A 24,334-nucleotide genomic window follows, 5' to 3' on the forward strand; every position below is an offset into this window, starting at 1 on the left:
TGAACTGAACGCTCAAGCGCAACGCTGAGCGTAGATAGATGACACGCCGCCCGGCCTTGGGCATGCTCTGGGCCCGGCGGCGTTTTTCGTTCAGGAGAAAACTCGATGTCCCCATCTCATAACGTCATGGTGCTCTACACCGGTGGCACCATCGGCATGCAGGCCAGCGCCAATGGCCTGGCCCCTGCATCCGGCTTCGAAGCCCGCATGCGCGAACAGCTAGCCAACCAGCCATTGCCCGCCTGGCGCTTCCAGGAAATGGCCCCGCTGATCGACAGCGCCAACATGACCCCCGCCTACTGGCAGCGCCTACGCACGGCGGTGATCGACGCCGTGGACCAAGGCTGCGATGGCGTGCTGGTCCTACACGGTACCGACACCCTGGCCTACAGCGCGGCGGCCATGAGCTTCCAATTACTGGGTTTGCCAGCGCCGGTGGTGTTTACCGGTTCGATGTTGCCGGCTGGCGTGCCGGACAGTGATGCCTGGGAAAACGTCAGTGGCGCATTGCAGGCATTGGGCGCCGGTTTGGCGCCGGGTGTGCACCTGCACTTCCACGGCGCGATGATCGCACCGACCCGCTGCGCGAAAGTCCGCAGCTTTGGGCGCAACCCTTTCGCGGCGTTGAATCGCCAGGGCGGCGTGGCCCGTGCCGACGCCATCCCTCAAGCCCTGGACTATCGCCAGCCCAAAGCCCTGGCCACTGTCGGCGTACTGCCGCTGGTGCCGGGCATCGGCGCGGCGCAGTTGAACGCAATCATTGCCAGCGGTATCCAGGCACTGATCCTCGAATGCTTCGGCAGCGGCACCGGCCCCAGCGACAACCCGGAGTTTCTCGCCAGCCTGCAGCACGCGCAGGAAAAAGGGATTGTCGTGGTGGCAATCACCCAATGCCATGAAGGCGGCGTGGAGCTGGATGTCTACGAAGCCGGCAGTCGTTTGCGCGGCGTGGGCGTATTGTCCGGCGGTGGCATGACCCGCGAAGCGGCGTTCGGCAAGCTCAACGCGCTGATCGGCGCCGGGCTCGACACCGAGGAAATCCGCCGCCTGGTGGAATTGGACCTGTGCGGCGAACTGCGCTGAGCGGCATGTAACTTGCTCCTCTTCCAGCCATCCCCTGGCTGGAAGATCCCATGCTGCACTCCCACCTCACCACCCTCAACGCGGTCTCACTGGTGCTCAGCGCCTTCAGGGCCGAAGGCTTGGCTGCTGAAGACTTGTTGGTGGGTAGCGGCATTTGTGCCGCAGACTTGAGCCGTGCCGACACCTGCATCACCACCAATCAAGAAATGCGCGTGTGTGCCAATGCCGTGGCGCGCCGACGGGATATCGGCCTGGAATTGGGCCAGCGGATGCATGTGTCGTCCTACGGCATGCTCGGTTATGCCCTGCTCACCTGTGCCACCTTAGGTGACGCTTTACGCTTGGCCCTGCATTATCCGGCGCTGTTGGGAACACTTTTCGAACTCAGCCTGGAAGCAGACGGTGAGCGTATCTGGCTCACCGCAGCTGATTACCGGGAAGATTCCGCGCTGGAAATGTTCAACGTCGAATTTTGCCTGGTCTCGATGAAGATCATCTGCGACGACCTGCTGGGCCAACCACTGCCACTGCTCGACGCACGCTTTGAACACAGCGCGCCGGACTATCACGCACGCTACAACGAGTGCTTCAACTGCTCGCTGCACTTTGAAGCCAGCAGCAACGCCTTCGCGTTTGATAAGCGCTGGCTCGACCAGCCATTGCCATTGGCCGACGCAGTTACCCACCAGACGGTGGCCGAACGCTGCCGCAAGCAGAACCTGGAGTTCACCGGGCGCCAGGCCTGGCTGGGGCGCATCCGCCAGTTACTCGCCGCCCAACTCCACGCAGCCCCCGGCATCGATGGCCTGGCCGAGCAGATGAACTGTTCCGCGCGCACATTGCGCCGACACCTGCATGACCTGGGTTGCAGCTATCAGGAGCTGCTCGACGAACTACGCTTCGAGCGCGCCAAGCAGTTGCTGGGGCAGGATGAACTGCCGATCTACCAGATAGCCGAGCATTTGGGCTTCAGCGAAACCGCCAGTTTTCGTCACGCCTTTGTGCGTTGGAGCGGCGTGGCGCCGAGTCAGTTTCGCCCCTGACGCCTCGTGCTGGTGCGCAGCCGCTCGGTATCGGGGCGAATTACGGACAAACAATTTGGCCGTATTTATCCCCTTTTGGCCGCTCTTGCCGTTCTCTTAAAACCTGCCTGCCGCAAGACTGCATCCACCGATACAGCCTGCGGAGAACAATAATGCTGACGATCTACTCGGACGATCACCACTTGCACCACGGCCGTTGCGAATTGATGGACGGGCAACTGATGCCCTGCTTCGAAATGCCTTCCCGCGCCGACCATGTATTGCAACGGGTCAAGGATCGCGAGTTGGGCCCGGTGCAGCCGCCGCAAGACTTTGGCCTGGTACCGTTACAGCGCATCCACAGCCGCGACTACCTCGATTTCTTCAAAGGTGCCTGGGCCCGCTGGACCGAATTTGGTACAGACGGCGATCTTCTGCCCTACACCTGGCCCGCCCGCACCCTGCGCCGCGTATTGCCCACCAGCTTGCATGGCCAGCTGGGTTATTACAGCTTTGACGGTGGCGCGCCAATTACCGCCGGCACCTGGCAAGCGGCCTACAGCGCGGCACAAGTGGCGTTGACTGCGCAACAGGCGATCCAGCAAGGCGCCCACAGTGCATTCGCCTTATGTCGACCACCGGGGCATCACGCCGCCAGCGACTTGATGGGCGGTTATTGCTACCTCAACAACGCCGCAATTGCCGCCCAGGCCTTCCTCGACCAAGGCCACAAAAGGGTCGCGATCCTCGACGTGGATTACCACCACGGCAACGGCACACAGTCGATTTTCTACGCGCGCAACGACGTGCTGTTCACCTCGATTCATGGCCATCCGGAAGCGGAATTCCCGTTCTTCCTGGGCTACGCCGATGAGTTGGGCGAAGGCGCCGGGGAAGGCTTCAACTTCAACTACCCACTGCCGGCCGGCTCCGGTTGGGACCAATGGAGCGCAGCCCTCGAAGAAGCCTGTCGGGAGATCGAACGCTACGGCGCCGACATCATTGTGGTTTCCCTGGGCGTGGACACCTTCAAGGACGACCCCATCTCGCAATTCAAGCTCGACAGCCCGGATTACCTAGCCATGGGCCGACGCATCGCCCGCCTGGGCAAGCCCACTCTCTTCGTGATGGAAGGCGGCTACGCCGTCGAAGAAATCGGCATCAACGCCGTCAACGTTCTCGAAGGTTTCGAACAAGAAGGAGCTACCCGATGAAGATGCTCACCTCCCTTGCCCTGTGTGCGGCGGTACTGAGCGGCGCGGTCCAGGCCGAAGAGAAAACTCTGAAGGTCTACAACTGGTTCGACTACATCACCCCCAAGGCGCTTGAAGACTTCAAGGCCCAGAACCCCAAGATCAAGCTGGTCTACGACATCTTCGACACCAACGAAGCACTGGAGGCCAAGCTGCTGACCGGCAACTCCGGCTATGACGTGGTGGTGCCCTCCAACGTGTTCCTCGCCAAGCAGATCGAAGCCGGTGTGTTCCAGCCCCTGGACCGCAGCCAATTGCCCAACTGGAACCACCTCGACCCTAAGCTGATGAAGCTGATCGAGGCCAATGACCCGGGCAACAAGTTCGCCGTGCCCTACATGTACGGCACCATCCTCATCGGCTTCAACCCGGACAAGGTCAAGGCCGTACTGGGCCCTGACGCGCCGGTGGACAGCTGGGACCTGATCTTCAAGGAGGAGAACATCAGCAAGCTCAAGCAGTGCGGCGTGGCCCTCCTCGACTCACCTTCGGAAATCCTGCCGCTGGCCCTGCAGCACCTGGGCCTGGACCCCAACAGCAGCAACCCCAAGGACTACGTCAAGGCTGAAGCGCTGCTGATGAAAGTCCGCCCGTACATTACCTACTTCCATTCGTCCAAATACATGGCCGATATCGCCAATGGCGACATCTGCGTGGCCGTGGGTTATTCGGGCAGCTTTTCCCAAGCCGCCAACCGCGCCAAGGAAGCCAAGAACGGTGTGACCGTGGACATGCGCCTGCCTAAAGAAGGCGCACCGATCTGGTTCGACATGCTCGCCATTCCCAAAGGCGCGCAGAACCCACAGGACGCCTACACCTTTATCAACTACCTGCTGCAACCTCAGGTGATCGCGCCGATCAGTGATTTTGTCGGCTACCCGAACCCGAACAAGGACGCGACCGGGCTGGTCGACCCGGCGATTCGCAACAACCCCAACCTGTACCCGACCGAGGCGGCAATGGCCACGCTGTACACCTTGAAACCCCTGGGGCGTGATGCGGAACGGGCCAGGACGCGGGCCTGGACCAAGATCAAGTCAGGCACCTGACCCCGAGAAATAGCTGCCGCCCAGCCGCATTGGTGATCGGCCCGCGATAGACCTGGGTGTTACGCCCGGCCATGCGCTCACTCTGCTCGAAGAGACGGCCCAGCTTGCGTTGGGCCGCAGTCTTCAAATGCGCTTTGGTGGGGTGATCATCGGCCGTCTGGAGCGTCGCGTAGTGAAAGTGTGCGTACCATAGCGGCTTGTTACCGTCAGTGAGGTCCTGGACTTCGTATTCCTGCAAGTAGTCCACCTGGCCGTCGATGGTTTCTGCCATACGGCCATCGACCCGGCAGATGTGAATCACCTGTTGCCGCAGCAGGTATTCCACATCCCCCACGGTCGGCCTAAGAGTGTGCCGGACCATGTCGATGCGCAATCTGCGGCCATAGGCACGCAGCTCTCGGGCCCCGTCGCTTAGCTGACGCACCTGTGCGGCGTTGTCACCGGTTCGCTGGAGAGTGCGCGCGGCATCATCGAAAGAGCGAGCACTGCGCTCAAGCCCCTCCTCCACCTCCACCGGCAATGTGCCTGGCACCTGTGACCACCGGGTGGCAGCGCGCAGCAGCTCAGACACGCTGGCACTCACCTGCATCGGACTCTGGCGATCAAGGTCGCGCCGCAGCCTGGGTGCGCGCTGAGGCTGCCAATGGCTATTGGCATCGGGAGCAATGTGCGGACCGTAGAGGGTCGGTTGCTCGGGTTGGTCCACCAGCTGGTGTTCGACGACGGGCACGTTGAAGTAAATCTGGTTGTTGGAAAGGACGTTGTAGTGGTTTTCGTCCTTGTTGTAGACCAGTACGCCGCCCAACCACTGCAGCCCTTTATGCACGCCGTCGGTGATCAAGCTGCCCAAGGTCTTGGGTGACGGTAACCGAAGTGCTTCCATCCGCTGGTTTTGCGCCACCGACAAATCCTCGTGGGCACCGGCCCATGCACCGTCCAGGCGTTTGAGCCGCGCAACGTTAACCACAGGCCCAGCAGGCTGCACGGCGCCGGGGCAAACCAGCAACAACGCCAGGTTACGCAGCAGGCTGACGTTACATCGCATAGTAGGCACCGACGTGCACTCTCCTTGCAGATTGCCACCGACTTGCTTCAGACGTGCCAAAGTCTCTAACGGTTCTTCGAATAGCGGTAGCCAACGCTCTCTGCCTGCGTGGTAAAGCGCCGCGAGCGGATCACTCAACGGTGCGCCTACCTCCTGCTGGGTGCCCACCTGTTCTATCACCTGCGCTGTACCCGGCCGCACCAGTAACCAAGCTCCCTGCGACCCCCTTGATGGGCCGACCAGATACCCGCTGCCATCCAGCAATGGTCGAAACGCGACAGCCACGCCATGCAGGCGACGATCCGACGCTTGGGTTTTCAGCGCCGCACGCATAACGCGATAGCCTTCGGATGTGACGTTGGACTCACCTTTAAGCCAGCACTCCAAGGTCAGGCGACGCAGGTGCAGGGCCAGTTGGCGCTCGAATTGTTCTTGAGCCGTCCTGCTCTCGGACGTTTCATGAAACAGCGCCAACGCCTCCAGCCAACGGCTGTATGCCACGCATCCCTCGGACACTGCGCTCTTGAGCCAGACCGGCAACTGCTGCCCCAACTCATGACGTAGAGGATCTTGATTGGCCTGATACTCAATAAAGTCCGACGGACGCGAAACCAGTGTCAGTTGCAGCTCCAGGGCGTCGAGGCGAGAAAACCGGGTCGGGTCGATCTGCGCGACACGCTGCAACACTGCGTCCAAAGCACCCAAAGCCCACTCCTCGAATACGTCGTGCTCCAGGTACTCAGCGTCAGCCAACGAGGTGGTGGCGTCATCGAGTGTTTCAAAACCTCGTGCAAGAGTGAATACCACAAGGGGGACGCCCGTCAGACGGATCGCCAGCCCCAGGCAATCGTGTCGTGCCATGCGGTAGACCTGCGGCGAGTGCTCACCCAATTGGCTGTCGCGCTGGCCACTGTCGGGGTAGCTCAATACGGCGCCAACCATCGCACGCACGGGGGTATCGTCGAGTGCCAGCCGAGCAAGGTGCAGACGCCCTGCAAGCATCTGGGCCAAATGCGCCCATCGACTACCTTTATGGGTATTGGGCTTGCTGAAAAACCGGATCAATTGCTCAGAATAGTGATCGAGCACGCCCTGATATTGCTGATCGAGCTGCGCTTGGGTGATCCCCAGCGACCGGAGCGTCGGACGCTGCGCAAACAGCTGGCAGAGATGCAACATAAAGAGGTCAGGCATAACGGATTACCTTGATAAGCACCGGCCGCACGCTGCTGCCGGCAATCCAGCCCAAGGTAGAGATCCGCTCTTGCGTATGTGGGTACTTAGTTGACGCCAGCCCAGGCCTGGCGCAACCGCGCCAACGCCGAGGCGATGTCGGCCTCAGGCACGGCGGCAAAGCCCAGCACCAAACCGGCGCGCTGGTCTGCGGGGGTGACCGATTGTGCCAGCCAATAGTTGCTCAACCCGTTGACTTCAACCCCTGCTGTATCCGCTTGTGCCAGCAGCTCCTGCTCGCGGGCCAGACTGTCCACGCGCACCGTCATGTGCAGCCCCGCCGCAACATTGGGTAACTCGCCCACACCCTCAAGACCGCTGGGCCAACCGGCCAGCAAAGCATTACGGCGACTCAAGGCTGCACGGCGCATACGCCGGATATGACGCTGGAAGTGCCCTGCCGCCATGAACTCGGCCATCACTGACTGCGTGCTGACTTCGGAGTGGCGCATGTCCACGGCACGGCGCCGGGAAAATGCGTCCACCAAACCCGGCGGCAGAACCAGATAACCCAGGCGCAGCGCAGGGAACGCCACCTTGCCGAACGTACCGACATACAGCACCCGCCCGCTGCGATCCAGCGCAGCCAACGGCGACAGCGGCGCGCCGCTGTAGCGATACTCGCCGTCGTAGTCATCCTCAATAATCCAGCCACCCGTACGATCAGCCCAGGCCAGCAGCTCCAGGCGGCGCGCCAGGCTCATCACCACGCCCAGCGGGTATTGGTGGGAGGGCGTGACATAGGCCACACGGCAATCCTGCAAGGTGTTGAGCACCTGGCAATCAATACCCTCACCGTCCACCGGTACACCGTGCAATTGGCCTCCCGCCAGGGCGAATGCATGTCCTGCAGCGCGATAGCCGGGGTTTTCCACAGCCACACCGTCTCCGGGCTCCACCAGCAGCTGTGCACAAAGGCTGATGGCCTGTTGTGCACCACTGGTGATCACTATTTGTTCAGCCGTGCACTGCATCCCACGTGAGCTACGCAGGTAGGCGGCGATCAAACCGCGCAGCCGAGCGTCGCCGGCCGGGTCGCCGTAGCAGAGTTGCTCCAGGTCCGGCTTTCGCCAAAACGCCCCATTCAGCTTGGCCCAGACCTCGAACGGAAACAGATCGAACGCCGGCACGCCCACACGGAATGCACGCGGCGGACCCGACGGAGGCTGAGGCAGATGGTTGGTTTTTATCCGCGCCAAACTCGCACTGTGGATAACTTCACTGTCCAGATCTTCCGGCAAAAGTGCCCATTTTGTGGATAAGGCTGGGGATAAGCCTGTTGAAAACCCTGTGGATACTTTTGTGGATAGTTTTTTTGTCGTGGGCAATTGGGCTACATAAGTGCCATCACCGACCCGGCCTTCGATAAAACCCTCCGCATACAGTTGATCGTAGGCACGTACCACGCTGTTGCGGGAGATCGACAAGGCCGTCGCCAAATCGCGAGTCGCCGGCAGGCGCGTACCGCTGACCAGACGTCCGTCCAGCACCCGCAGGCGCAGGGCTTCATACAATTGACGGGTCAAGCCTTGGCGGCGATCCAGCTCGATACCCGCAGGGTTGAAGGACAGCGGTGGCGTGATCAGCGGCATATTGGACCTATGAAATTGACCAGAGATGGCTCTTACAACGAACCATTAGCCTGCCTAGGATGCAGGCATTCGCCAAGGAAAATTTCCATGTACACACCTCGCGCCTTTGCCCTCGATGACTTGCCTGAAATCCAGCAACTGATCCAGCACACCCGACTGGCGCAATTGGTGACCTTTGGCGAGCAAGGCTTGCTAGCCAGCCATTTACCGCTGTTGCTCAACCCCGATGAAGGTCCGAACGGAACGCTCTACGGGCACTTGGCCAAAGCCAATGCGCAGTGGAAAGACCTGCAGAACGGCAGCGAAGCGTTGGTGATCTTTGCCGGTGCCGAGGCCTACATCAGCCCGGCGTTCTACCCGGCCAAGGCCGAGCACGGCAAAGTCGTGCCCACCTGGAACTACATCGCCGTGCACGCTTATGGCAAAGCCGAGGTGTTCAACGATGCCGAGCGCTTGCTCGCGGTGGTCACTGCGTTGACCGATCGCCATGAAGGCGACCGCGCCCAGCCCTGGAAAGTCAGCGACGCCCCTGCCGACTATATCGACGGGATGCTCAAGGCCATCGTCGGCTTCGCCCTGCCAATCGAGCGCCTGATCGGCAAACGCAAACTCAGCCAGAACCGCAGCCTGGCCGACATGGCCGGCGTGCGCGAGGGTTTGGCGGCCAGTACCGACGTGCGCGACCAGACCCTCGCCCGCTTTATTCCTCAAGGAGTTTCAGAATGAGTTCGATCGATATCCGCCACGTCACCGCTGCCGACCACGCGGCCTGGCTGCCACTGTGGCAAGCGTATTTGAAATTCTACGAAACCGAACTGCCCGACGCGGTAAGCCAGAACACTTGGCAACGCCTGATCGACGCCAACGAACCCACTCATTCGGCGCTGGCCTGGCAGGACGGTAAAGCGGTGGGCATGGTCAACTTCATCTATCACCGTTCCAACTGGAGCATCGAAAACTCCTGCTACCTGCAAGACCTGCTGGTGGACCCGGCCCAACGCGGTACCGGCGTCGGCCGCAAGCTGATCGAATTCGTTTACACCACCGCCAAAGCCGATGGTTGCTGCAAAGTGCATTGGCTGACCCACGAAACCAACGCCACAGCGATCCAGTTGTACGAACGCATCGCCGAACGTCCGGGTTTCATTCAATTTCGCAAAGGCCTTTAAGGAGCGCACCATGCCCATTTCCCCCGCCGACTGGAAAGGCGTTCCTGCGCCCACCGTCCAACTGCTCGAAGGGCGGTTTATCCGCTTGGAAAAACTCGACCCGGTGCGCCATGGCGATGACCTGTTCCAAGCGCTCCAAGGCCCCGGCGCCGATCCGAAACTGTGGGACTACCTGCCGTACGGCCCTTTCCCAGAGCGCAGCGCGTTCAATGACTGGCTGAACAACCACGCGGCCCATAGCGACCCCTACTTTTTCAGCGTGATCGACCGCGTATCCGGCCAGGTCCAAGGCATCCTCAGCCTGATGTCCATCGTCCCGGCCCAGGGCCGCATCGAGATCGGCCACGTCACCTTCGGCGCACCGATGCAGCGCTCGCCAAAAAGCACCGAGGCGGTGTACCTGCTGGCCAAGCATGCATTCGAACAGGGCTATCGCCGATTGGAGTGGAAGTGCAACAACGGCAATGCCCGCTCCAAATATGCTGCAGAACGGTTGGGCTTCAGTTTCGAAGGGGTGTTCCGCCAGCATATGGTGGTCAAGGGCAAGAACCGCGATACCGCGTGGTACTCGATCCTCGATTCGGAGTGGCCGAAGGTTGGAGCGGGGTTTGAGAAGTGGTTGTCGCAAGAGAACCAGCGCGGAGATGGGCAGGTGAAAACATTGGCGCAGTGCCGTGCCTGAATCGCCAACACTGCGTTGATCAATGTGGGAGCCGGCCTCCCACATTGGGTCCTCAGTGCCAGCGCCTTTACCTAGAGGCTTCTGCGCACCTTCACCACCCCCATCTTCAATCCGAATGGCCGGAACACTGCATTCAGCGATTTCAGCGTCTGATTACCTTCGCCATGCTCGATATGCACCAAGGTGCGCACGGAGACTTTGCACATCCTGGCAAACTGGCTTTGATGCAGGCCGGTGACTTCGGTGCGCAAGCGGCGTACCGCTTCGGCGATTTCCAGTGTGCCCTCTGCCAAGGCATCCTGAATGCTTTCGAGCAACAGGGTTCTTTCTTCAACGGTCAAACTCATTTCAGTCCCCATTCTTTCAGGCGCTGCGGCAGCTGTTTCAACGCAATGCCGGGATGGTTCATTGTCACGGCAGGCAGGCCGCTGGCATTGAGTATGTCTGGCAGGGCTGAAAACTGTTGCGCCGCCGCCCTCAGGTCTTCGAACAGCTTCTCGCTGTCGACAAGATCACCCAGCAAATGACATACACCCTGCCAATCCACGTCGCCCGCCCGTTCCAGCTCCCTGGGCCATTTGGTCGTGCGTGTGATGCCTTCGTCGTCCATTACCATCGGTGCCAAATCGTAAATGGGTGCAAGACGCAGAGCGTTCGCTTCGCGAATGATCGAGGTATTGCGACCATGGTTGTCCGAGTTGCCGAGGATTTTGTTCAACAGATCGCGCTTGAGATACTCAGAGACCAACACCGGTACTTGATTGGATTGACCAGCCTCTCGCCACAATTCAACCAACAACGTCACCACCTCACGATGCGCCATGGCGCTGCCGGGCACCGTGACACCCGCCAATGAGTAGATTGACTCCACGGCATACCGTTCGACCCCCTGTGCAGTGACGCGTCGATCAAAACGGTGCACCCACACACTGGGCTTGCTCGCTTCCTCCAGCGATAACCCCGACTTCGCCACGGTATCAATACCCAAGGTCTGCAAGGCTTTGTAGTAGTGGAATTCGCTACGCAGGATGTCCTGATCCGTCTGTGTGCCTTTGTTGCGTGCAAACTTCACAAACCAATGCTGCTTGACCTGCTCGTCGTCCAGCACCGCATCCGGGAATAACAAACCGTGCTGGTTTTCTGTCAGCAGTAACTTTGGCGCCTCCCCACCCGCCCCCATGGCTCCGCCGATAGCTGCGCCTTGCTCATAGGCATACTCCAGGAAACGGTTGTCCCGCTGGATAACCTCATGACGTTCAAAGCCCATGGGGGGGCGATTGTCCAAAGCCTCAACCGATTCTTTGATTCGCATATGTCCAATGGGGGCAGGCGTACTGCGCATCAGCAGAAAAAGGTCTGCACTGATGTCATCCGGTTTATCCCTACCAATACGCGCCATCAGAAAGCGTTTAGCGGCACCCGCAGGTGCGATGTCATGTACAAAAGCGGGAGCATGCTGGGCTCTACCACCCTCCCATTGCAGTGGGAACATGGTACTCACGGAGGTGGCGAAGGGCGTCGCCAGTTCATCAAGGTGTTCACCAGATAGCGCTGGTCATAACCAAAACTGCACCGACTTTCGAAACCCAGTTGCGGCGTATCGAATGTCAGGAGCATGGCATCCTGCCATTTTCCTTCGGCGTAGATTTGTAGTGTCAGACGGACCATGGCTCTCACCTGCAATTTAATGCATTCACCAGCTGAAAAGGTGAACTGAATTTGCAATATAGTGCAGATATGAAACCCACGGACCCACTATGAACGCAATAAAATGCAGACTCAAAAAGCATCGACCAAAGGAAGATGAGTTTTTAATCGCCCCACACTAGAGACAACTCCCGCAAACCAGGGGTCGATGACCCGACAGTTATCACCCCACCATCTCGCTAAATTCCCGGCCTCATTCATCAGAGGTTGGGATTTCATGCCTTTTACACCGCACAGAGTTGCCCTTGTCATTGCCCTTGCTCTCAGCGCCGCCAGCCTTCAAACCGCACAGGCGCGGGGCGATATCGAATACACGCCGTACTGGTATCAACCCTACGATGCACTGGATGACGCGTGGGTCTACGTGCCCGAAACCAAAGCGACACCCCTCGACGGTTATCTCACCCGCAAGGCCACTTCGCACAATGGCTTGCAAGTGGCCAAAGTGCTGGAGCCCGCGCTGATTCGTTTGTTGCAGTCTGGGGAGCTGACGGCCGAGCAAATCAAAGCCCTGGAAAAATTCGGTGATGCGCTAGAGAAACAACCCGGCGGAATCGGTGCAAGCCTTGAGCAATTGGCCGGCAGCCAGAACGCCAACCTGGCGGGCGCAACGCAAAACACCACGCAGCACCTCGGCAACCAATTGCTTTCGACCCTGCGCACACTGCCCGCCGACGACGAAGGACACTTCTGGGTTCAAGGCCTGGGCCACGACGGCCGCCTCGACAAACAAGGCGGCAGCGCCGGCTTGAAATACAGCACCGAAGGCCTGCTGCTGGGCGCCGACTGGGCACTGGATCACGCCTGGCGGGTCGGTGTGATGGGCGCAAAGACCAACAGCAAGCTGGATGCGCAACGCTTCTCCGCCGACCTCGACAGCTGGCACCTGGGCGGTTACGCCGTGCGACAGGACGGTCCGCTGGCCATGCGTCTGGGGGCGATCTACAGCAGCCATGCCGGGCAGAACACTCGCCATGTTCAATTCCTGGATTACAAGGATTCGCTCAAGGGCAGCTATGACGCCCAAAGCCAGAGTGTGTTTTCCGAGTGGGGCTACCAACTGGGCAACGCAGACTTCAGCGTCGAGCCTTTTGCCGGCCTCGGCTACCAGCGCTATCAGCGTGACCGCTTCAAGGAGCGTGGCGGCCTAACGGCCCTGAACGTTGGCCCGCAAACTCAGCAAAACCTGAACAGCACCGTCGGCTTACGAATGGCCACGGCATACCGCTTCGATAACCGGATGAGCCTCACGCCCTACGTGAGTACCCATTGGAAACACCTCTATGGGGACGTCGACAGCCAGGTTCGCCAGTCTTTTCGCCATGCACCCGGCCTCGTCGATGACTTCACCATCAGCGGCACCTCCCTGGACCGCAACAGTGTCAACCTGCAGGCTGGGCTGGATCTGGCACTGTCACAGGAACACACAGTCAGCCTGGCCTACAGCGGTGAGAACGGCTCAAACAGCCGCAACCATGGGCTGATGGGGCAATGGCGGCTGACGTTCTAAATCCCAGGCGAAAAAAAAGGGGAGCACCTGCCCCCCCGAGGATTAAACGGTAATGTCGAAGGCTGGATCAGCCTTCGATTTCAATCAGGATTTCGCCCGGGTTGACCCGATCGCCCTTGGCCACATGAACGGCGGTTACCTTGCCAGCAATCGCAGCCTGCACTTCGGTTTCCATCTTCATGGCTTCGGTGATCAGCACGGCCTGGCCGGCCTTGACCACATCGCCTTCCTTGACCAACACATCGACGATATTGCCCGGCATCGCGGTGCTGACATGGCCCGGCGCGGTGGCGTGCTTGCGCTTGCTGCCGCCGGCGCTGACAAACTCATTGAGCGGTTCGAACACCACTTCTTCCGGCATGCCGTCGATGGACAGGTAGAAGTGACGCTTGCCTTCGGCCTTCACACCCACACCGGTGATGTCCACGCGGTAGCTCTCGCCGTGCACGTCGATGACGAACTCGGTCGGCACACCTTCACCGCCGGCACGGGCCACGCCACCCGCTTCAGGGATCGGCAACAGCACTTCCGGCGTCAGGGTGCCGGCGTCGCGTTCCTCGAGGAACTTGCGCCCGATGTCCGGGAACATGGCGTAGGTCAGCACGTCTTCTTCGGACTTGGCCAACGCGCCGATTTCGCCGCGCAGCTTGGTCATTTCCGGCTTGAGCAGGTCGGCTGGGCGATGGTCGATGACTTCTTCGCTGCCGATGGCCTGACGGCGCAGCTTCTCGTTCACGGTACCCGGCGCCTTGCCGTAGCCGCCTTGCAGGTAGAGCTTCACTTCGTTGGTGATGGTCTTGTAACGCTCGCCGGCCAGCACGTTGAAGAACGCCTGGGTACCAACGATCTGCGAGGTCGGGGTAACCAGCGGCGGGAAGCCGAGGTCTTCACGTACGCGCGGGATTTCAGCCAGCACTTCGCTCATGCGGTTGAGGGCGCCCTGCTCTTTCAACTGGTTGGCCAGGTTGGAAATCATCCCGCCTGGCACCTGGTTGACCTGTACACGGGTATCGACGGCGGTGAATTCGCTTTCAAACTGGTGGTACTTCTTGCGCACCGCGTAGAAATACAGGCCGATCTCTTGCAGCAGCTCCAAGTCGAGGCCGGTGTCGAATTCGCTGCCTTTAAGGGCGGCGACCATCGACTCGGTCCCTGGGTGGCTGGTGCCCCAGGCGAAGCTGGAGATCGCGGTGTCGATGTGGTCGGCACCGTTTTCGATGGCCTTGAGTTGGCACATCGCGGCCAGGCCAGCGGTGTCATGGGAATGGATGAACACCGGCAGGCTTTGCTCGGCTTTCAGTGCCTTGACCAGTTCGCCGGTGGCGTACGGAGTGAGCAGGCCGGCCATGTCCTTGATCGCGACCGAGTCGCAGCCCATGGACTCCATTTGCTTGGCCTGGGCCACAAACGCGTCGATGGTGTGCACCGGGCTGGTGGTGTAGGCGATGGTGCCTTGGGCATGTTTACCCGCCGCTTTCACCGCTTCGATGGCCACGCGCAGGTTACGCACGTCGTTCATCGCGTCGAAGATACGGAACACGTCGATACCGTTCACAGCAGCCTTGGCGACGAAGGCTTTGACCACGTCGTCGCTGTAGTGGCGATAGCCCAGCAGGTTCTGGCCGCGCAGCAGCATTTGCAGGCGAGTGTTGGGCAACGCGGCGCGCAGTTTGCGCAGGCGCTCCCACGGGTCTTCTTTCAGGAAGCGTACGCAGGCGTCGAACGTCGCGCCGCCCCAGACTTCCAGGGACCAGTAGCCGACTTTGTCGAGCTTGTCGCAGATCGGCAGCATGTCGTCGGTACGCATGCGGGTCGCCAGCAGCGATTGGTGGGCGTCGCGCAGGATGGTGTCGGTTACGAAGATCTTTTTAGTCATTGGAATATTCCTCACAGGCCTGCGTGGGCGGCGATGGCGGCGGCGATGGCCAGGGCCAGCTCTTCGGGTTTGCGCTTGATCGAGTAGTTGGTCAGCTCAGGATGGCTTTCCACGAAGCTGGTATTGAACTGGCCACTGCGGAATTCCGGGTTGCGCAGGATTTCCTGGTAGTAGGCGGCGGTGGTCTTCACGCCTTGCAGGCGCATGTCGTCCAGGGCACGCAGGCCGCGGTCCATGGCTTCTTCCCAGGTCAACGCCCACACCACCAGTTTCAGGCACATGGAGTCGTAGAACGGCGGGATGGTGTAGCCGGTGTAGATCGCCGTGTCGGTGCGCACGCCGGGGCCGCCGGGCGCGTAGTAGCGGGTGATCTTGCCGAAGCTGGGCAGGAAGTTGTTTTTCGGGTCTTCGGCGTTGATGCGGAACTGCAACGCAAAGCCACGGTGCTGGATGTCTTCCTGTTTCACCGACAGCGGCAGGCCCGAGGCGATGCGGATCTGCTCACGGACGATGTCGATCCCGGTGATTTCTTCGGTGATGGTGTGCTCCACCTGCACCCGGGTATTCATCTCCATGAAGTACACCTCGCCCTCGGCGAGCAGGAACTCCACGGTGCCGGCGTTCTCGTAGCCCACCGCCTTTGCCGCACGCACTGACAGGTCGCCGATGTAGGCACGCTGTTCCGGAGTCAGTTGAGGGCTGGGGGCGATTTCGATGAGTTTCTGGTTACGGCGCTGGATCGAGCAATCGCGCTCGAACAAATGCACCACGTTGCCGAAGCTGTCACCGAGGATCTGCGCCTCGATGTGCTTGGGATTGACGATGCACTTTTCCAGGAACACTTCCGCCGAACCGAACGCCTTGGTGGCTTCGGAAATCACGCGGGGGAAGGCTTGTTCGAGTTCTTCGCGGCTGTTGCAACGACGGATACCACGGCCGCCGCCACCGGAAGTGGCCTTGAGCATCACCGGGTAACCAATGCGGTCGCCTTCGGTGAGCGCTTCATGGATGTCGGCCACATTGCCTTCGGTGCCCGGCGTGACCGGCACACCGGCCTTGATCATGCTGCGGCGCGCTTCGGTCTTGTCGCCCATGCGGCGGATGACCTCGGCGGACGGGCCGATGAACTTGATTCCACGTTCGGCGCAGATGTCTGCCAGTTCGGCGTTTTCCGAGAGAAAACCGTAACCCGGGTGCAGCGCATCACAACCGGTTTCCACAGCCAGGTTCACCAGCTTGCGCGGGTTCAGGTAGCCGGCCAGGGGTTCGGCACCAATGCTGTGGGCTTCGTCGGCACGTTTTACGTGCAACGCATGACGGTCGGCGTCGGAAAAGACCGCGACCGAGCGAATGCCCATCTCGGCGCACGCACGCACGATTCGTACGGCAATTTCACCACGGTTGGCGATCAGGATCTTTTTTATCACTTGGAAATTCCCTTGAGCCGATTGCTGCGTTCTTCGACCCGCTAGACCCGGGTCGGCGCGTGACCAAATGTTTCAAGCCAGTCGCGAGACACACACTAAGCCGCTCAAGGGATTAACAAAAATCAATAATTATTGGGTCGTGCATAAGCAAAGACTTATAGTTGGCCGGACAGCCTCGGGCGAAAGGATTTAAAAAATGCGTAAGTCATTGATGCGTATGACATTGCGTCAATTGCAGATCTTCAATGAAGTGTGCGATTTGCGCTCGTATAGCCGTGCCGCTGAGGAAATGTCGCTCACACAACCAGCCGTCAGCCTACAAATTCGCCAGCTGGAGGAGCTAATCGGTCAACCGCTGTTCGATTACGTCGGCAAAAAGCTCTACATGACCGAAGCCGCCGAAGCGTTGCAACGGGCCAGCCGCGATATTTTCGGACGCCTGGAAAACCTCGATATGCAGCTGTCGGACATGCAAGGCTCGCTGCAAGGTCAGTTGAAACTGGCGATTGAGTCCAGCGCCAAATACTTCGTGCCGCACCTGTTTGCCGCCTTCAAGCGCCAGCACCCCGAGGTGCAACTGCACCTGACGGTGGTCAACCGCGGCCAGGTGATCCGCAGGCTTTCAGACAACCGCGATGACTTGGTGATCATGTCCATGGTGCCCCAGGACATGGGCCTGGAATTCCTGCCATTCCTCAACAACCCAATCGTTGCCGTGGCGCCTCTGGACCATCCCTTGAGCCTGCAAGGCCCGCTGCGCCTGCAGGACCTTGAACCTTACACGCTGCTGATTCGCGAACCCGGGTCCGGCACGCGATTGGCCTGCGAGGAGTACTTCAAGGAGAAGCGCGTGCACTTCACCCAGACGGTGGAAGTGTCTTCAGCCGAAGCCCAACGTGAATGCGTGACCGCAGGATTGGGCGTGGCCTTGCTGACGCGCCACGCCGTCAACCTGGAGCTGGCTACCGGCGGGCTCAAGGAGTTGCCGGTGGAAGAACTGCCGCTGTACCGCAGCTGGTGCCTGGTGCAAGCCAAGGCCAAGCGACTGTCACCGGTGGCCCATGCGTTCCTGGGTTTTATCCGCAGCGAACGGCTACAGATCAGCGCGCTGGCTGAGCGTTTCGCTGGGCAGCCACGGGTGCCTGCCAGTGGAGTTCCGGGTAGTCACTGATGCTCTGGAGCAATTGACGCTCCTCGCAACGGTCTTCGATTGCGCGACGGAACGCCATGCGGCGCTGGTCTTCCTGCTGACGACGGGTCTTGACGGTGCTGTTGCTGTCTTCGTAGTGCCGGGTCATTTGGAGTCTCCCAATGCGAGTACGGGGGAGTACAGGATGGGCGCAGGGGATGACGGTTTGGCGGCGCGAGGATTACAGGACGATGAATATTCGGACCCTGGCACAGATCCAAAGGTGGGAGGGGGCTTGCCCCCGATGGCGGTACATCAGTCACCAGATTAGTTGACTGACCCACTGCTATCGGGGGCAAGCCCCCTCCCACATTTTGACCGAGTTAAGCCCGAAGATCAGTCGTCGAGCGCTTTGACGGATTTGGGCGACAGTCGCAGGCTGCGCAAACTGCGCTTCACGCTCTTGAGGTGGTTGACCAGGCTCGGCCCGCGCGCCATGGCCACGCCCATCGCCAACACGTCGATCACCACCAGATGCGCAATGCGCGAAGTCAGCGGCGTATAGATCTCAGTGTCTTCGTGCACATCGATCGCCAGGTTGACCGTGGACAGTTCCGCCAACGGCGTCTGGCTCGGGCACAGCGTGATCAGCGAGGCGCCGCTTTCGCGCACCAGGTTGGCGGTGATCAGCAGGTCTTTGGAACGGCCCGACTGGGAAATGCAGATGGCCACGTCGGTTGGCTTCAACGTCACGGCCGACATCGCCTGCATGTGCGGGTCGCTGTAGGCCGCCGCCGTGAGCAGCAGGCGGAAGAACTTGTGCTGGGCATCGGCAGCTACCGCACCGGAAGCACCAAAGCCATAGAACTCCACACGCTGGGCCTGGGACATGGCAGTCACGGCCTTTTGCAGCTCCACCGGGTCGAGCTTCTCGCGCACTTCCATCAAGGTATGCAGGGTGGTGTCGAAGATTTTCAGGCTGTAGTCGGCGACGGAGTCGTCTTCGTGGATCGCAAACTGCCCGAAGCTCGCACCCGCGGCCAGGCTCTGGGCCAGCTTGAGTTTCAAGTCCTGGAACCCGGAGCAACCGATGGCGCGGCAGAAGCGCACGATGGTCGGCTCACTGATGCCCACACTGTGGGCCAGGTCGGCCATGGAACTGTGCATCACGGCCGCAGGGTCAAGCAGCACATGATCGGCAACCTTGAGTTCCGATTTGCGTAACAGGTGGCGCGACTGGGCGATATGTTGCAACAGGTTCAAAGGACAGGACTCTTGTTATTGGCAGACGCCAGGGATGTAGCAAGCTTGTAGTTATACTACAAGAATTGTCGTTTTGCCCGTCCGATGCATCACTAAATCGCCCTGCTGCCCTCTGAATCAAAGGGCAGACGCTTTGGTAGCCACAAAGGCGCCCTCGTCGTTGCTAAGGAAAATCCGCATTCTTCCGTAACAATTCTGCCAACCCTTGGGCCTGCATAGGCTGACTGATCAGGTAGCCCTGTACTTCATCGCAACGCTCCACTCGCAGGAAATCGAGTTGCTGCTGGTCCTCCACACCCTCGGCCACCACTTTCAGGGCCAGCCCGTGCGCCATGGCGATGATCGCGCGGGTAATCGCGGCGTCTTCACGGCCTTGGCCAAGGCCGCGAATAAAGGTCTGGTCGATCTTCACGTAATCCACCGGAATGCGTTTGAGGTAGCTGAGGGAGGAATAACCGGTACCGAAGTCATCGATGGCCAGCTTCACACCCAGGTCGCGCAGCTGCTGGAACGTGGCAATGATGTGTTCGACGCTGTCGAGCAGTTGGCTTTCGGTCAGCTCCAGCTCCAGATATTGCGGATCAAGGCCGGTTTCTTCGAGCACCTGGCGCACCAGGCTGACCAGCTTGCCCTGGCGCAATTGATGAACCGACAGGTTCACCGAGACCCGGATCGGCGCCAGCCCCTGACGCTGCCACTCACACGCCTGCCAACAGGCCTGGCGCAACACGAACTCGCCCAGCGGCACGATCAGCCCGGTCTCTTCGGCCAAGCCGATGAAATCGCCCGGCGGCACCATGCCCCACTGCGGATGCTCCCAGCGAATCAGCGCCTCGGCGGCATTCAGCTTACCGGTGGCCAGGCACAGCTTGGGCTGATAGAACACCGTGAGCTGGCGCTCGTCGATAGCCTTGCGCAGGTGATTTTCCAGCTGCAAGCGCTCCAGGGTGCTTGCCTGCAGACTGTCGGTATAGAACTGGAAGTTATTGCCGCCCAGGTGCTTGGCGTGCTGCATGGCCATATTCGATTGGCTGACCAGCGCGGAAATTTCCCGCGCGTTATCCGGCAGCAAGCTGACGCCCATGGACGCACTGACCACCAGCTCATGCCCCTCCACCGTCACCGGTACTCGCAACTTGGCCAGCAACCGAGTCGCCACCCGCGCCAGGCTCGACAGGTTGCCGTAGGCATCGAACAGCACCGCGAACTCATCACCGGACAGGCGCGCAATGGTGTCGGCCTCGGGTAAAGCATTGATCAACCGCCGCGCCATTTTTTGCAGCAATTGGTCGGCGACTTCGTGGCCCAGGCTGTCGTTAAGCAGCTTGAAACGGTCCAGATTGATATGCAGCAGCGCCAGGCTACGCCCGCCCTGGCGCACTCGCGCATGGGCCTCGCGCAGGCGCTCGCGAAACAGCGAGCGGTTGGCCAGGCCGGTCAACTCGTCGTAATGGGTGAGGTAGCGCATACGCTCCTCGGATTCGCGGCGCGCCGACAAATCGGCGAAGAACCCTACGATATGACTGACTTTTCCACGAACATCGCGCACGACATTCAGTTGCAGCCACTGTGGATACAGCTCGCCGTTCTTGCGGGTCTCCACCAACTCGCCCTGCCAGGTGCCGTGGCTGAGCAGAGCCTGGCGTATCACCGGGAAGTGGCGTCGCGCATCGCGGCTGCTGGGTAATTCCACGACATTACGGCCAATCATGTCGTCGATTTCAAAGCCGGTGACGCGGCTGAACGCCTGGTTCACCGCAATCAACACATAGTCCGGGTCGAGAATCACGATGCCTTCGCTGGCAGCTTCGAATACGGTCGAGGCCAGGCGCTGCTGCTCTTCCAAGGCCTTGTCAGCACTGATATCACGACGTGTACCAAGCATGCGCGTGACCCGTCCGTTGGCGGTGCGCTCCACCGCACGGCCACGGTCTTCGATCCACACCCAATGGCCGTCGCCATGGCGCACACGGTATTCCACTTGGTAGTCCTCGCTGCGACCTTTCAGGTGTTCCACCAAAGCGCGCTTGAGCAGCGGCAAGTCCTCGGGGTGCAGACGTGGCTTCAGATGGCTGAGCATCGCCGTGACGTACTCCGGTTCTAGACCAAACAGCTCCTTGAGCTGGGTGTGGTGGACTTCGTCGGTTTGCAGATTCCAGTCCCACAGGCCCAGTTCGCTGGCTTGCAGGGCCATGGCCAGGCGCGCTTCGCTTTTGTTCAGGGCGAGGCTGGCAGCGTCCAGCTCCTGGCTGCGTTGTGTGACGCGGTCTTGCAGGCCGATCTGGGCTTCGCGCAATTCTTGTTCAACCTGGCGGCGCTGCTCGACTTCGCGCACCAACTCCTGATTCAACTGTTCGCTGCGCTGCTGCGCCTGTTGCAGGTGCTCGATCAGGGCCTGGTTCTGGAAACGGCGCAGCAATCCACGTTGGATCAAGTGGTTGACCTGCCAGGCAACCAGGCTCAAGGATGCCAACAGGATCAGACCCAGCACGCCCCAGCCTTGCTGTTGCGGGGCGCCGCTCCAGAACAGATAAAGGATGGTCGGCACCAGGCACGGCACGGCAAACGACAGGAACGCCGGCAGGCTCACGGCATAGGCCACGCTGGCCGACAACGTCGCAGCACCGATCAGGCCGAACACCCAGGCCTGTTGCATAAAGCTGTCCGCCGGCACCAGGGCGATGGCGGCGGTGCTCAAGGTCAAACCGCTGACCGCCGAACCGAGCATGAACATGCGCCGCCAGACCGGTTGGGCCTGGCGGCTGGGCATGGCCGAATCAAAGGCCGCCACCTGGATCACGCGCATGGCTACCAGGGCCAGCAGCCAGATCAACCAGATGCTGTCCAACACGTATTGCTTGGGGTTCCACAACAGCCAGGCGCAGACCAGGCCGTTGACCAGCATCAATAAGGTGGGTAACAGCGAGCCCTGATACAGCAGACGAGTGCGTTCTACCGCCATCTCGGTTGCATAGTATTTACGGATGACCTGCGCGGGCGCCGCCGAGGGGCCAAGCAGGTCGGAGCGGAGAGTCATAGGCAGTGTTCTTATAATGGTGAGCCCGAAACGTCGACGGAGCATACACAAGCAAACGCGTGGGCCAAACTGCTCCACGTCATAAAAACCACACGACATTTGCGCGCAAACATCGGGGCCAGACAGCTCGAGCGAGACGCTGCGCGGGCTGTGGCCCATGACCAACCGGTCATCATTGCTCGCAGAATGTCGACCCGTCCGTCACAGCGTTTGGCGCTTTGCGTCGACCACCCGGCATTGGGATTTGCCCGTCTCCCCCCAGCACCCTAGAATGCGCCGATGCGCGATGATCTCTCTCTTTTGCTGAACTCCCTCAACGATGCCCAACGCCAGGCCGTAGCAGCCCCCGTTGGCCGTCAGTTGGTCCTGGCCGGTGCTGGCTCCGGTAAAACCCGAGTGCTGGTGCACCGTATCGCCTGGTTGATCCAGGTCGAGAACGCGTCCCCGCATTCCATCCTGTCGGTGACGTTCACCAACAAGGCCGCTGCCGAAATGCGCCACCGCATCGAGCAGTTGATGGGCATCAGCCCCGCAGGCATGTGGGTGGGCACCTTCCACGGCCTGGCGCACCGCCTGCTGCGGGCCCACTGGCAGGAGGCGGGCCTGGCCCAGACCTTCCAGATCCTCGACAGCGACGACCAGCAACGCCTGGTCAAGCGTGTGATCCGCGAGCTGGGCCTCGACGAACAACGTTGGCCAGCACGCCAGGCGCAATGGTTCATCAACGGCCAGAAAGACGAAGGCCTGCGCCCGCAACATATCCAGGCCAGCGGCGATTTGTTCCTGGCCACCATGCGCAGTATTTATGAAGCCTACGAGGCAGCCTGCGTGCGCGCCGGTGTCATCGACTTCTCCGAACTGCTGCTGCGCGCCCTGGACCTGTGGCGCGACAACCCGGGTTTGCTGGCCCATTACCAGAAGCGCTTCCGTCACATCCTGGTGGACGAGTTCCAGGACACCAACGCCGTGCAGTACGCCTGGTTGCGCCTGCTGGCCAAAGGTGGCGACAGCCTGATGGTGGTAGGCGATGACGACCAGTCGATCTACGGCTGGCGTGGCGCGAAAATCGAGAACATCTACCAGTACTCCGAAGACTTCCCGGACGCGGTCACCATCCGCCTTGAGCAGAACTATCGCTCCACCGCCGGCATCCTCAAGGCCGCCAACGCCTTGATCGCCAACAACACCGGGCGCCTGGGCAAAGAGCTGTGGACCGACGGTGGCGAAGGCGAGGCGATCAACCTGTACGCCGCGTTCAACGAGCACGATGAAGCACGCTACGTGGTGGAAACCATCGAAAGCGCGCTGAAAACCGGCCTGGCACGCAGCGACATCGCCATTCTGTACCGCTCCAACGCCCAATCGCGGGTGCTGGAAGAGGCCTTGCTGCGCGAACGTATCCCGTACCGCATCTATGGCGGCCAGCGCTTCTTCGAGCGGGCGGAAATCAAGAACGCCATGGCTTACCTGCGCCTGCTGGAAGGCCGGGGCAACGATGCGGCGCTGGAACGGGTGATCAATATCCCGGCCCGTGGCATCGGCGAAAAAACCGTTGAAGCGATCCGCGACCACGCGCGTCACGCCGATGTGTCGATGTGGGAGTCCATGCGCCTGCTGATCGCCAATAAAGGCCTGACCGGGCGCGCTGCGGGTGCGCTGGGCGTGTTTGTCGAGCTGATAGAGAACCTGGCCGCCAAGTGCGCGGAAATGCCGTTGCACTTGATGACCCAGACCGTGATCGAACAATCCGGCCTGATTGCCTATCACGAAGCGGAAAAAGGCGAAAAAGGTCAGGCTCGAGTAGAAAACCTTGAGGAACTGGTCAGCGCCGCCCGTGCGTTCGAGAACACCGAGGAAGATGAAGAGCTGACGCCACTGGCGGCTTTCCTCGGTCATGCCTCGCTCGAGGCCGGTGATACCCAGGCCGATGAGCATGAAGACAGCATCCAGCTGATGACCTTGCACAGCGCCAAGGGCCTGGAGTTCCCGTATGTGTTCCTGGTGGGCATGGAAGAAGGCCTATTCCCGCACAAGATGAGCCTGGAAGAGCCAGGCCGCCTTGAGGAAGAACGCCGCCTGGCTTACGTGGGCATCACTCGCGCCATGCAGAACCTGGTGATGACCTACGCCGAAACCCGGCGCCTCTACGGCAGCGAGACCTACAACAAGGTGTCGCGCTTCGTACGTGAAGTGCCGAAGGGGCTGATCCAGGAAGTACGTCTGTCCAACAGCGTCAGCCGCCCGTTCGGTGGTGGTC

General features: G+C 60.5%; 18 protein-coding genes and 1 pseudogene. 10 read left to right on the forward strand and 9 right to left on the reverse strand.

Features of this window, described 5'->3' with window-relative positions; genetic code table 11:
* Positions 1 to 105 precede the first annotated feature (105 nt).
* The 4 genes from ACRESD_RS02105 to ACRESD_RS02120 all read left to right on the forward strand — a co-directional run bounded on the left by ACRESD_RS02105 (position 106) and on the right by ACRESD_RS02120 (position 4,407).
* Positions 106 to 1,083 carry an asparaginase gene (locus ACRESD_RS02105; protein ID WP_431749415.1) on the forward strand — a complete coding sequence of 326 codons (978 nt, stop codon included), beginning with the start codon at positions 106 to 108 and terminating at the stop codon, positions 1,081 to 1,083.
* A gap of 50 nt (positions 1,084 to 1,133) precedes the next feature.
* Entirely contained in the window at positions 1,134 to 2,126 is a 993-nt protein-coding gene (locus ACRESD_RS02110) for an AraC family transcriptional regulator (RefSeq protein WP_431749416.1), read from the forward strand.
* A gap of 152 nt (positions 2,127 to 2,278) precedes the next feature.
* Positions 2,279 to 3,319, forward strand: a complete 1,041-nt coding sequence (locus tag ACRESD_RS02115; protein ID WP_431749417.1) for a histone deacetylase family protein — start codon at positions 2,279 to 2,281, stop codon at positions 3,317 to 3,319.
* Positions 3,316 to 4,407, forward strand: coding sequence for a polyamine ABC transporter substrate-binding protein (locus tag ACRESD_RS02120; RefSeq protein ID WP_431749418.1), 1,092 nt, complete (start codon positions 3,316 to 3,318; stop codon positions 4,405 to 4,407). Before ACRESD_RS02115 ends, ACRESD_RS02120 begins: the two co-directional genes overlap by 4 nt.
* On the opposite strand, the gene ACRESD_RS02125 is transcribed toward ACRESD_RS02120, so the two are convergent.
* Together ACRESD_RS02125 and ACRESD_RS02130 are read right to left on the reverse strand one after the other, a co-directional pair.
* On the reverse strand, positions 4,391 to 6,646 hold the full coding sequence (locus ACRESD_RS02125; RefSeq protein WP_431749419.1) for a hypothetical protein: 2,256 nt from the start codon (positions 6,644 to 6,646) through the stop codon (positions 4,391 to 4,393). The two genes, ACRESD_RS02120 and ACRESD_RS02125, sit on opposite strands and share 17 nt — an antisense overlap.
* An 86-nt stretch (positions 6,647 to 6,732) precedes the next feature.
* Positions 6,733 to 8,277 carry a PLP-dependent aminotransferase family protein gene (locus tag ACRESD_RS02130; protein ID WP_431749420.1) on the reverse strand — a complete coding sequence of 515 codons (1,545 nt, stop codon included), beginning with the start codon at positions 8,275 to 8,277 and terminating at the stop codon, positions 6,733 to 6,735.
* 87 nt (positions 8,278 to 8,364) lie between these two features.
* Between ACRESD_RS02130 and ACRESD_RS02135 the strand changes: the two genes are divergently transcribed.
* From ACRESD_RS02135 to ACRESD_RS02145, 3 genes are read left to right on the forward strand one after another with little or no spacing between them, the layout of a single operon-like run.
* Entirely contained in the window at positions 8,365 to 9,003 is a 639-nt protein-coding gene (locus tag ACRESD_RS02135) for an FMN-binding negative transcriptional regulator (RefSeq protein WP_431749421.1), read from the forward strand.
* Complete coding sequence (locus ACRESD_RS02140) at positions 9,000 to 9,446, forward strand: N-acetyltransferase family protein (RefSeq protein WP_431749422.1); 447 nt, start codon at positions 9,000 to 9,002, stop codon at positions 9,444 to 9,446. Before ACRESD_RS02135 ends, ACRESD_RS02140 begins: the two co-directional genes overlap by 4 nt.
* A gap of 10 nt (positions 9,447 to 9,456) precedes the next feature.
* Positions 9,457 to 10,128, forward strand: a complete 672-nt coding sequence (locus ACRESD_RS02145) for a GNAT family N-acetyltransferase (RefSeq protein WP_431749423.1) — start codon at positions 9,457 to 9,459, stop codon at positions 10,126 to 10,128.
* Between the two features lie 71 nt (positions 10,129 to 10,199).
* Here the strand turns inward: ACRESD_RS02145 and ACRESD_RS02150 are convergent, their stop codons facing one another.
* Together ACRESD_RS02150 and ACRESD_RS02155 are read right to left on the reverse strand one after the other, a co-directional pair.
* On the reverse strand, positions 10,200 to 10,475 hold the full coding sequence (locus tag ACRESD_RS02150) for a helix-turn-helix domain-containing protein (RefSeq protein ID WP_431749424.1): 276 nt from the start codon (positions 10,473 to 10,475) through the stop codon (positions 10,200 to 10,202).
* Positions 10,472 to 11,796: pseudogene (locus ACRESD_RS02155) on the reverse strand (type II toxin-antitoxin system HipA family toxin). The gene ACRESD_RS02150 and the pseudogene ACRESD_RS02155 overlap by 4 nt, the downstream one beginning before the upstream one ends.
* 256 nt (positions 11,797 to 12,052) lie before the next feature.
* Between ACRESD_RS02155 and ACRESD_RS02160 the strand changes: the two are divergent.
* Positions 12,053 to 13,345: an autotransporter outer membrane beta-barrel domain-containing protein gene (locus ACRESD_RS02160; RefSeq protein ID WP_431749425.1), complete on the forward strand. Its 1,293-nt coding sequence runs from the start codon at positions 12,053 to 12,055 to the stop codon at positions 13,343 to 13,345.
* Between the two features lie 67 nt (positions 13,346 to 13,412).
* Here the strand turns inward: ACRESD_RS02160 and oadA are convergent, their stop codons facing one another.
* Entirely contained in the window at positions 13,413 to 15,221 is a 1,809-nt protein-coding gene (oadA, locus tag ACRESD_RS02165) for a sodium-extruding oxaloacetate decarboxylase subunit alpha (protein ID WP_431749426.1), read from the reverse strand.
* Positions 15,222 to 15,232: 11 nt separating this feature from the next.
* On the reverse strand, positions 15,233 to 16,648 hold the full coding sequence (locus tag ACRESD_RS02170; RefSeq protein ID WP_016971700.1) for an acetyl-CoA carboxylase biotin carboxylase subunit: 1,416 nt from the start codon (positions 16,646 to 16,648) through the stop codon (positions 15,233 to 15,235).
* Between the two features lie 196 nt (positions 16,649 to 16,844).
* Here ACRESD_RS02170 and ACRESD_RS02175 point away from each other — a divergent pair, with 196 nt between their 5' ends.
* Positions 16,845 to 17,819, forward strand: a complete 975-nt coding sequence (locus ACRESD_RS02175) for a LysR family transcriptional regulator (protein WP_431749427.1) — start codon at positions 16,845 to 16,847, stop codon at positions 17,817 to 17,819.
* Here ACRESD_RS02175 and ACRESD_RS02180 read toward each other — a convergent pair.
* From ACRESD_RS02180 to ACRESD_RS02190, 3 genes are all read right to left on the reverse strand, one after another.
* Positions 17,749 to 17,946, reverse strand: coding sequence for a PA3496 family putative envelope integrity protein (locus tag ACRESD_RS02180; RefSeq protein ID WP_087945270.1), 198 nt, complete (start codon positions 17,944 to 17,946; stop codon positions 17,749 to 17,751). The genes ACRESD_RS02175 and ACRESD_RS02180 overlap by 71 nt on opposite strands.
* A 227-nt stretch (positions 17,947 to 18,173) precedes the next feature.
* Positions 18,174 to 19,040 (reverse strand): transcriptional regulator HexR, encoded by an 867-nt coding sequence (gene hexR, locus ACRESD_RS02185; RefSeq protein ID WP_003177007.1) that lies wholly within the window; start codon positions 19,038 to 19,040, stop codon positions 18,174 to 18,176.
* A gap of 163 nt (positions 19,041 to 19,203) precedes the next feature.
* Entirely contained in the window at positions 19,204 to 22,077 is a 2,874-nt protein-coding gene (locus ACRESD_RS02190; RefSeq protein WP_431749428.1) for an EAL domain-containing protein, read from the reverse strand.
* 279 nt (positions 22,078 to 22,356) lie between these two features.
* On the opposite strand from ACRESD_RS02190, the gene uvrD reads away from it, so the two are divergent.
* Positions 22,357 to 24,334 (forward strand): DNA helicase II (uvrD, locus tag ACRESD_RS02195; RefSeq protein ID WP_431749429.1); only part of this gene is annotated, 1,978 nt, incomplete at its 3' end.

The sequence above is a fragment of the Pseudomonas sp. genome, from assembly GCF_050739995.1.
Classification (GTDB): Bacteria; Pseudomonadota; Gammaproteobacteria; order Pseudomonadales; family Pseudomonadaceae; genus Aquipseudomonas.

Coding starts and splice junctions, on each gene's coding strand:
- ACRESD_RS02180 (WP_087945270.1), bottom strand. CDS start 17,946: ATGACCCGGCACTACGAAGACAGCAACAGCACCGTCAAGACCCGTCGT.
- ACRESD_RS02140 (WP_431749422.1), top strand. CDS start 9,000: ATGAGTTCGATCGATATCCGCCACGTCACCGCTGCCGACCACGCGGCC.
- ACRESD_RS02120 (WP_431749418.1), top strand. CDS start 3,316: ATGAAGATGCTCACCTCCCTTGCCCTGTGTGCGGCGGTACTGAGCGGC.
- ACRESD_RS02105 (WP_431749415.1), top strand. CDS start 106: ATGTCCCCATCTCATAACGTCATGGTGCTCTACACCGGTGGCACCATC.
- oadA (WP_431749426.1), bottom strand. CDS start 15,221: ATGACTAAAAAGATCTTCGTAACCGACACCATCCTGCGCGACGCCCAC.
- ACRESD_RS02135 (WP_431749421.1), top strand. CDS start 8,365: ATGTACACACCTCGCGCCTTTGCCCTCGATGACTTGCCTGAAATCCAG.
- ACRESD_RS02125 (WP_431749419.1), bottom strand. CDS start 6,646: ATGCCTGACCTCTTTATGTTGCATCTCTGCCAGCTGTTTGCGCAGCGT.
- ACRESD_RS02175 (WP_431749427.1), top strand. CDS start 16,845: ATGCGTAAGTCATTGATGCGTATGACATTGCGTCAATTGCAGATCTTC.
- ACRESD_RS02130 (WP_431749420.1), bottom strand. CDS start 8,277: ATGCCGCTGATCACGCCACCGCTGTCCTTCAACCCTGCGGGTATCGAG.
- ACRESD_RS02160 (WP_431749425.1), top strand. CDS start 12,053: ATGCCTTTTACACCGCACAGAGTTGCCCTTGTCATTGCCCTTGCTCTC.
- ACRESD_RS02190 (WP_431749428.1), bottom strand. CDS start 22,077: ATGACTCTCCGCTCCGACCTGCTTGGCCCCTCGGCGGCGCCCGCGCAG.
- ACRESD_RS02145 (WP_431749423.1), top strand. CDS start 9,457: ATGCCCATTTCCCCCGCCGACTGGAAAGGCGTTCCTGCGCCCACCGTC.
- ACRESD_RS02150 (WP_431749424.1), bottom strand. CDS start 10,475: ATGAGTTTGACCGTTGAAGAAAGAACCCTGTTGCTCGAAAGCATTCAG.
- ACRESD_RS02115 (WP_431749417.1), top strand. CDS start 2,279: ATGCTGACGATCTACTCGGACGATCACCACTTGCACCACGGCCGTTGC.
- ACRESD_RS02110 (WP_431749416.1), top strand. CDS start 1,134: ATGCTGCACTCCCACCTCACCACCCTCAACGCGGTCTCACTGGTGCTC.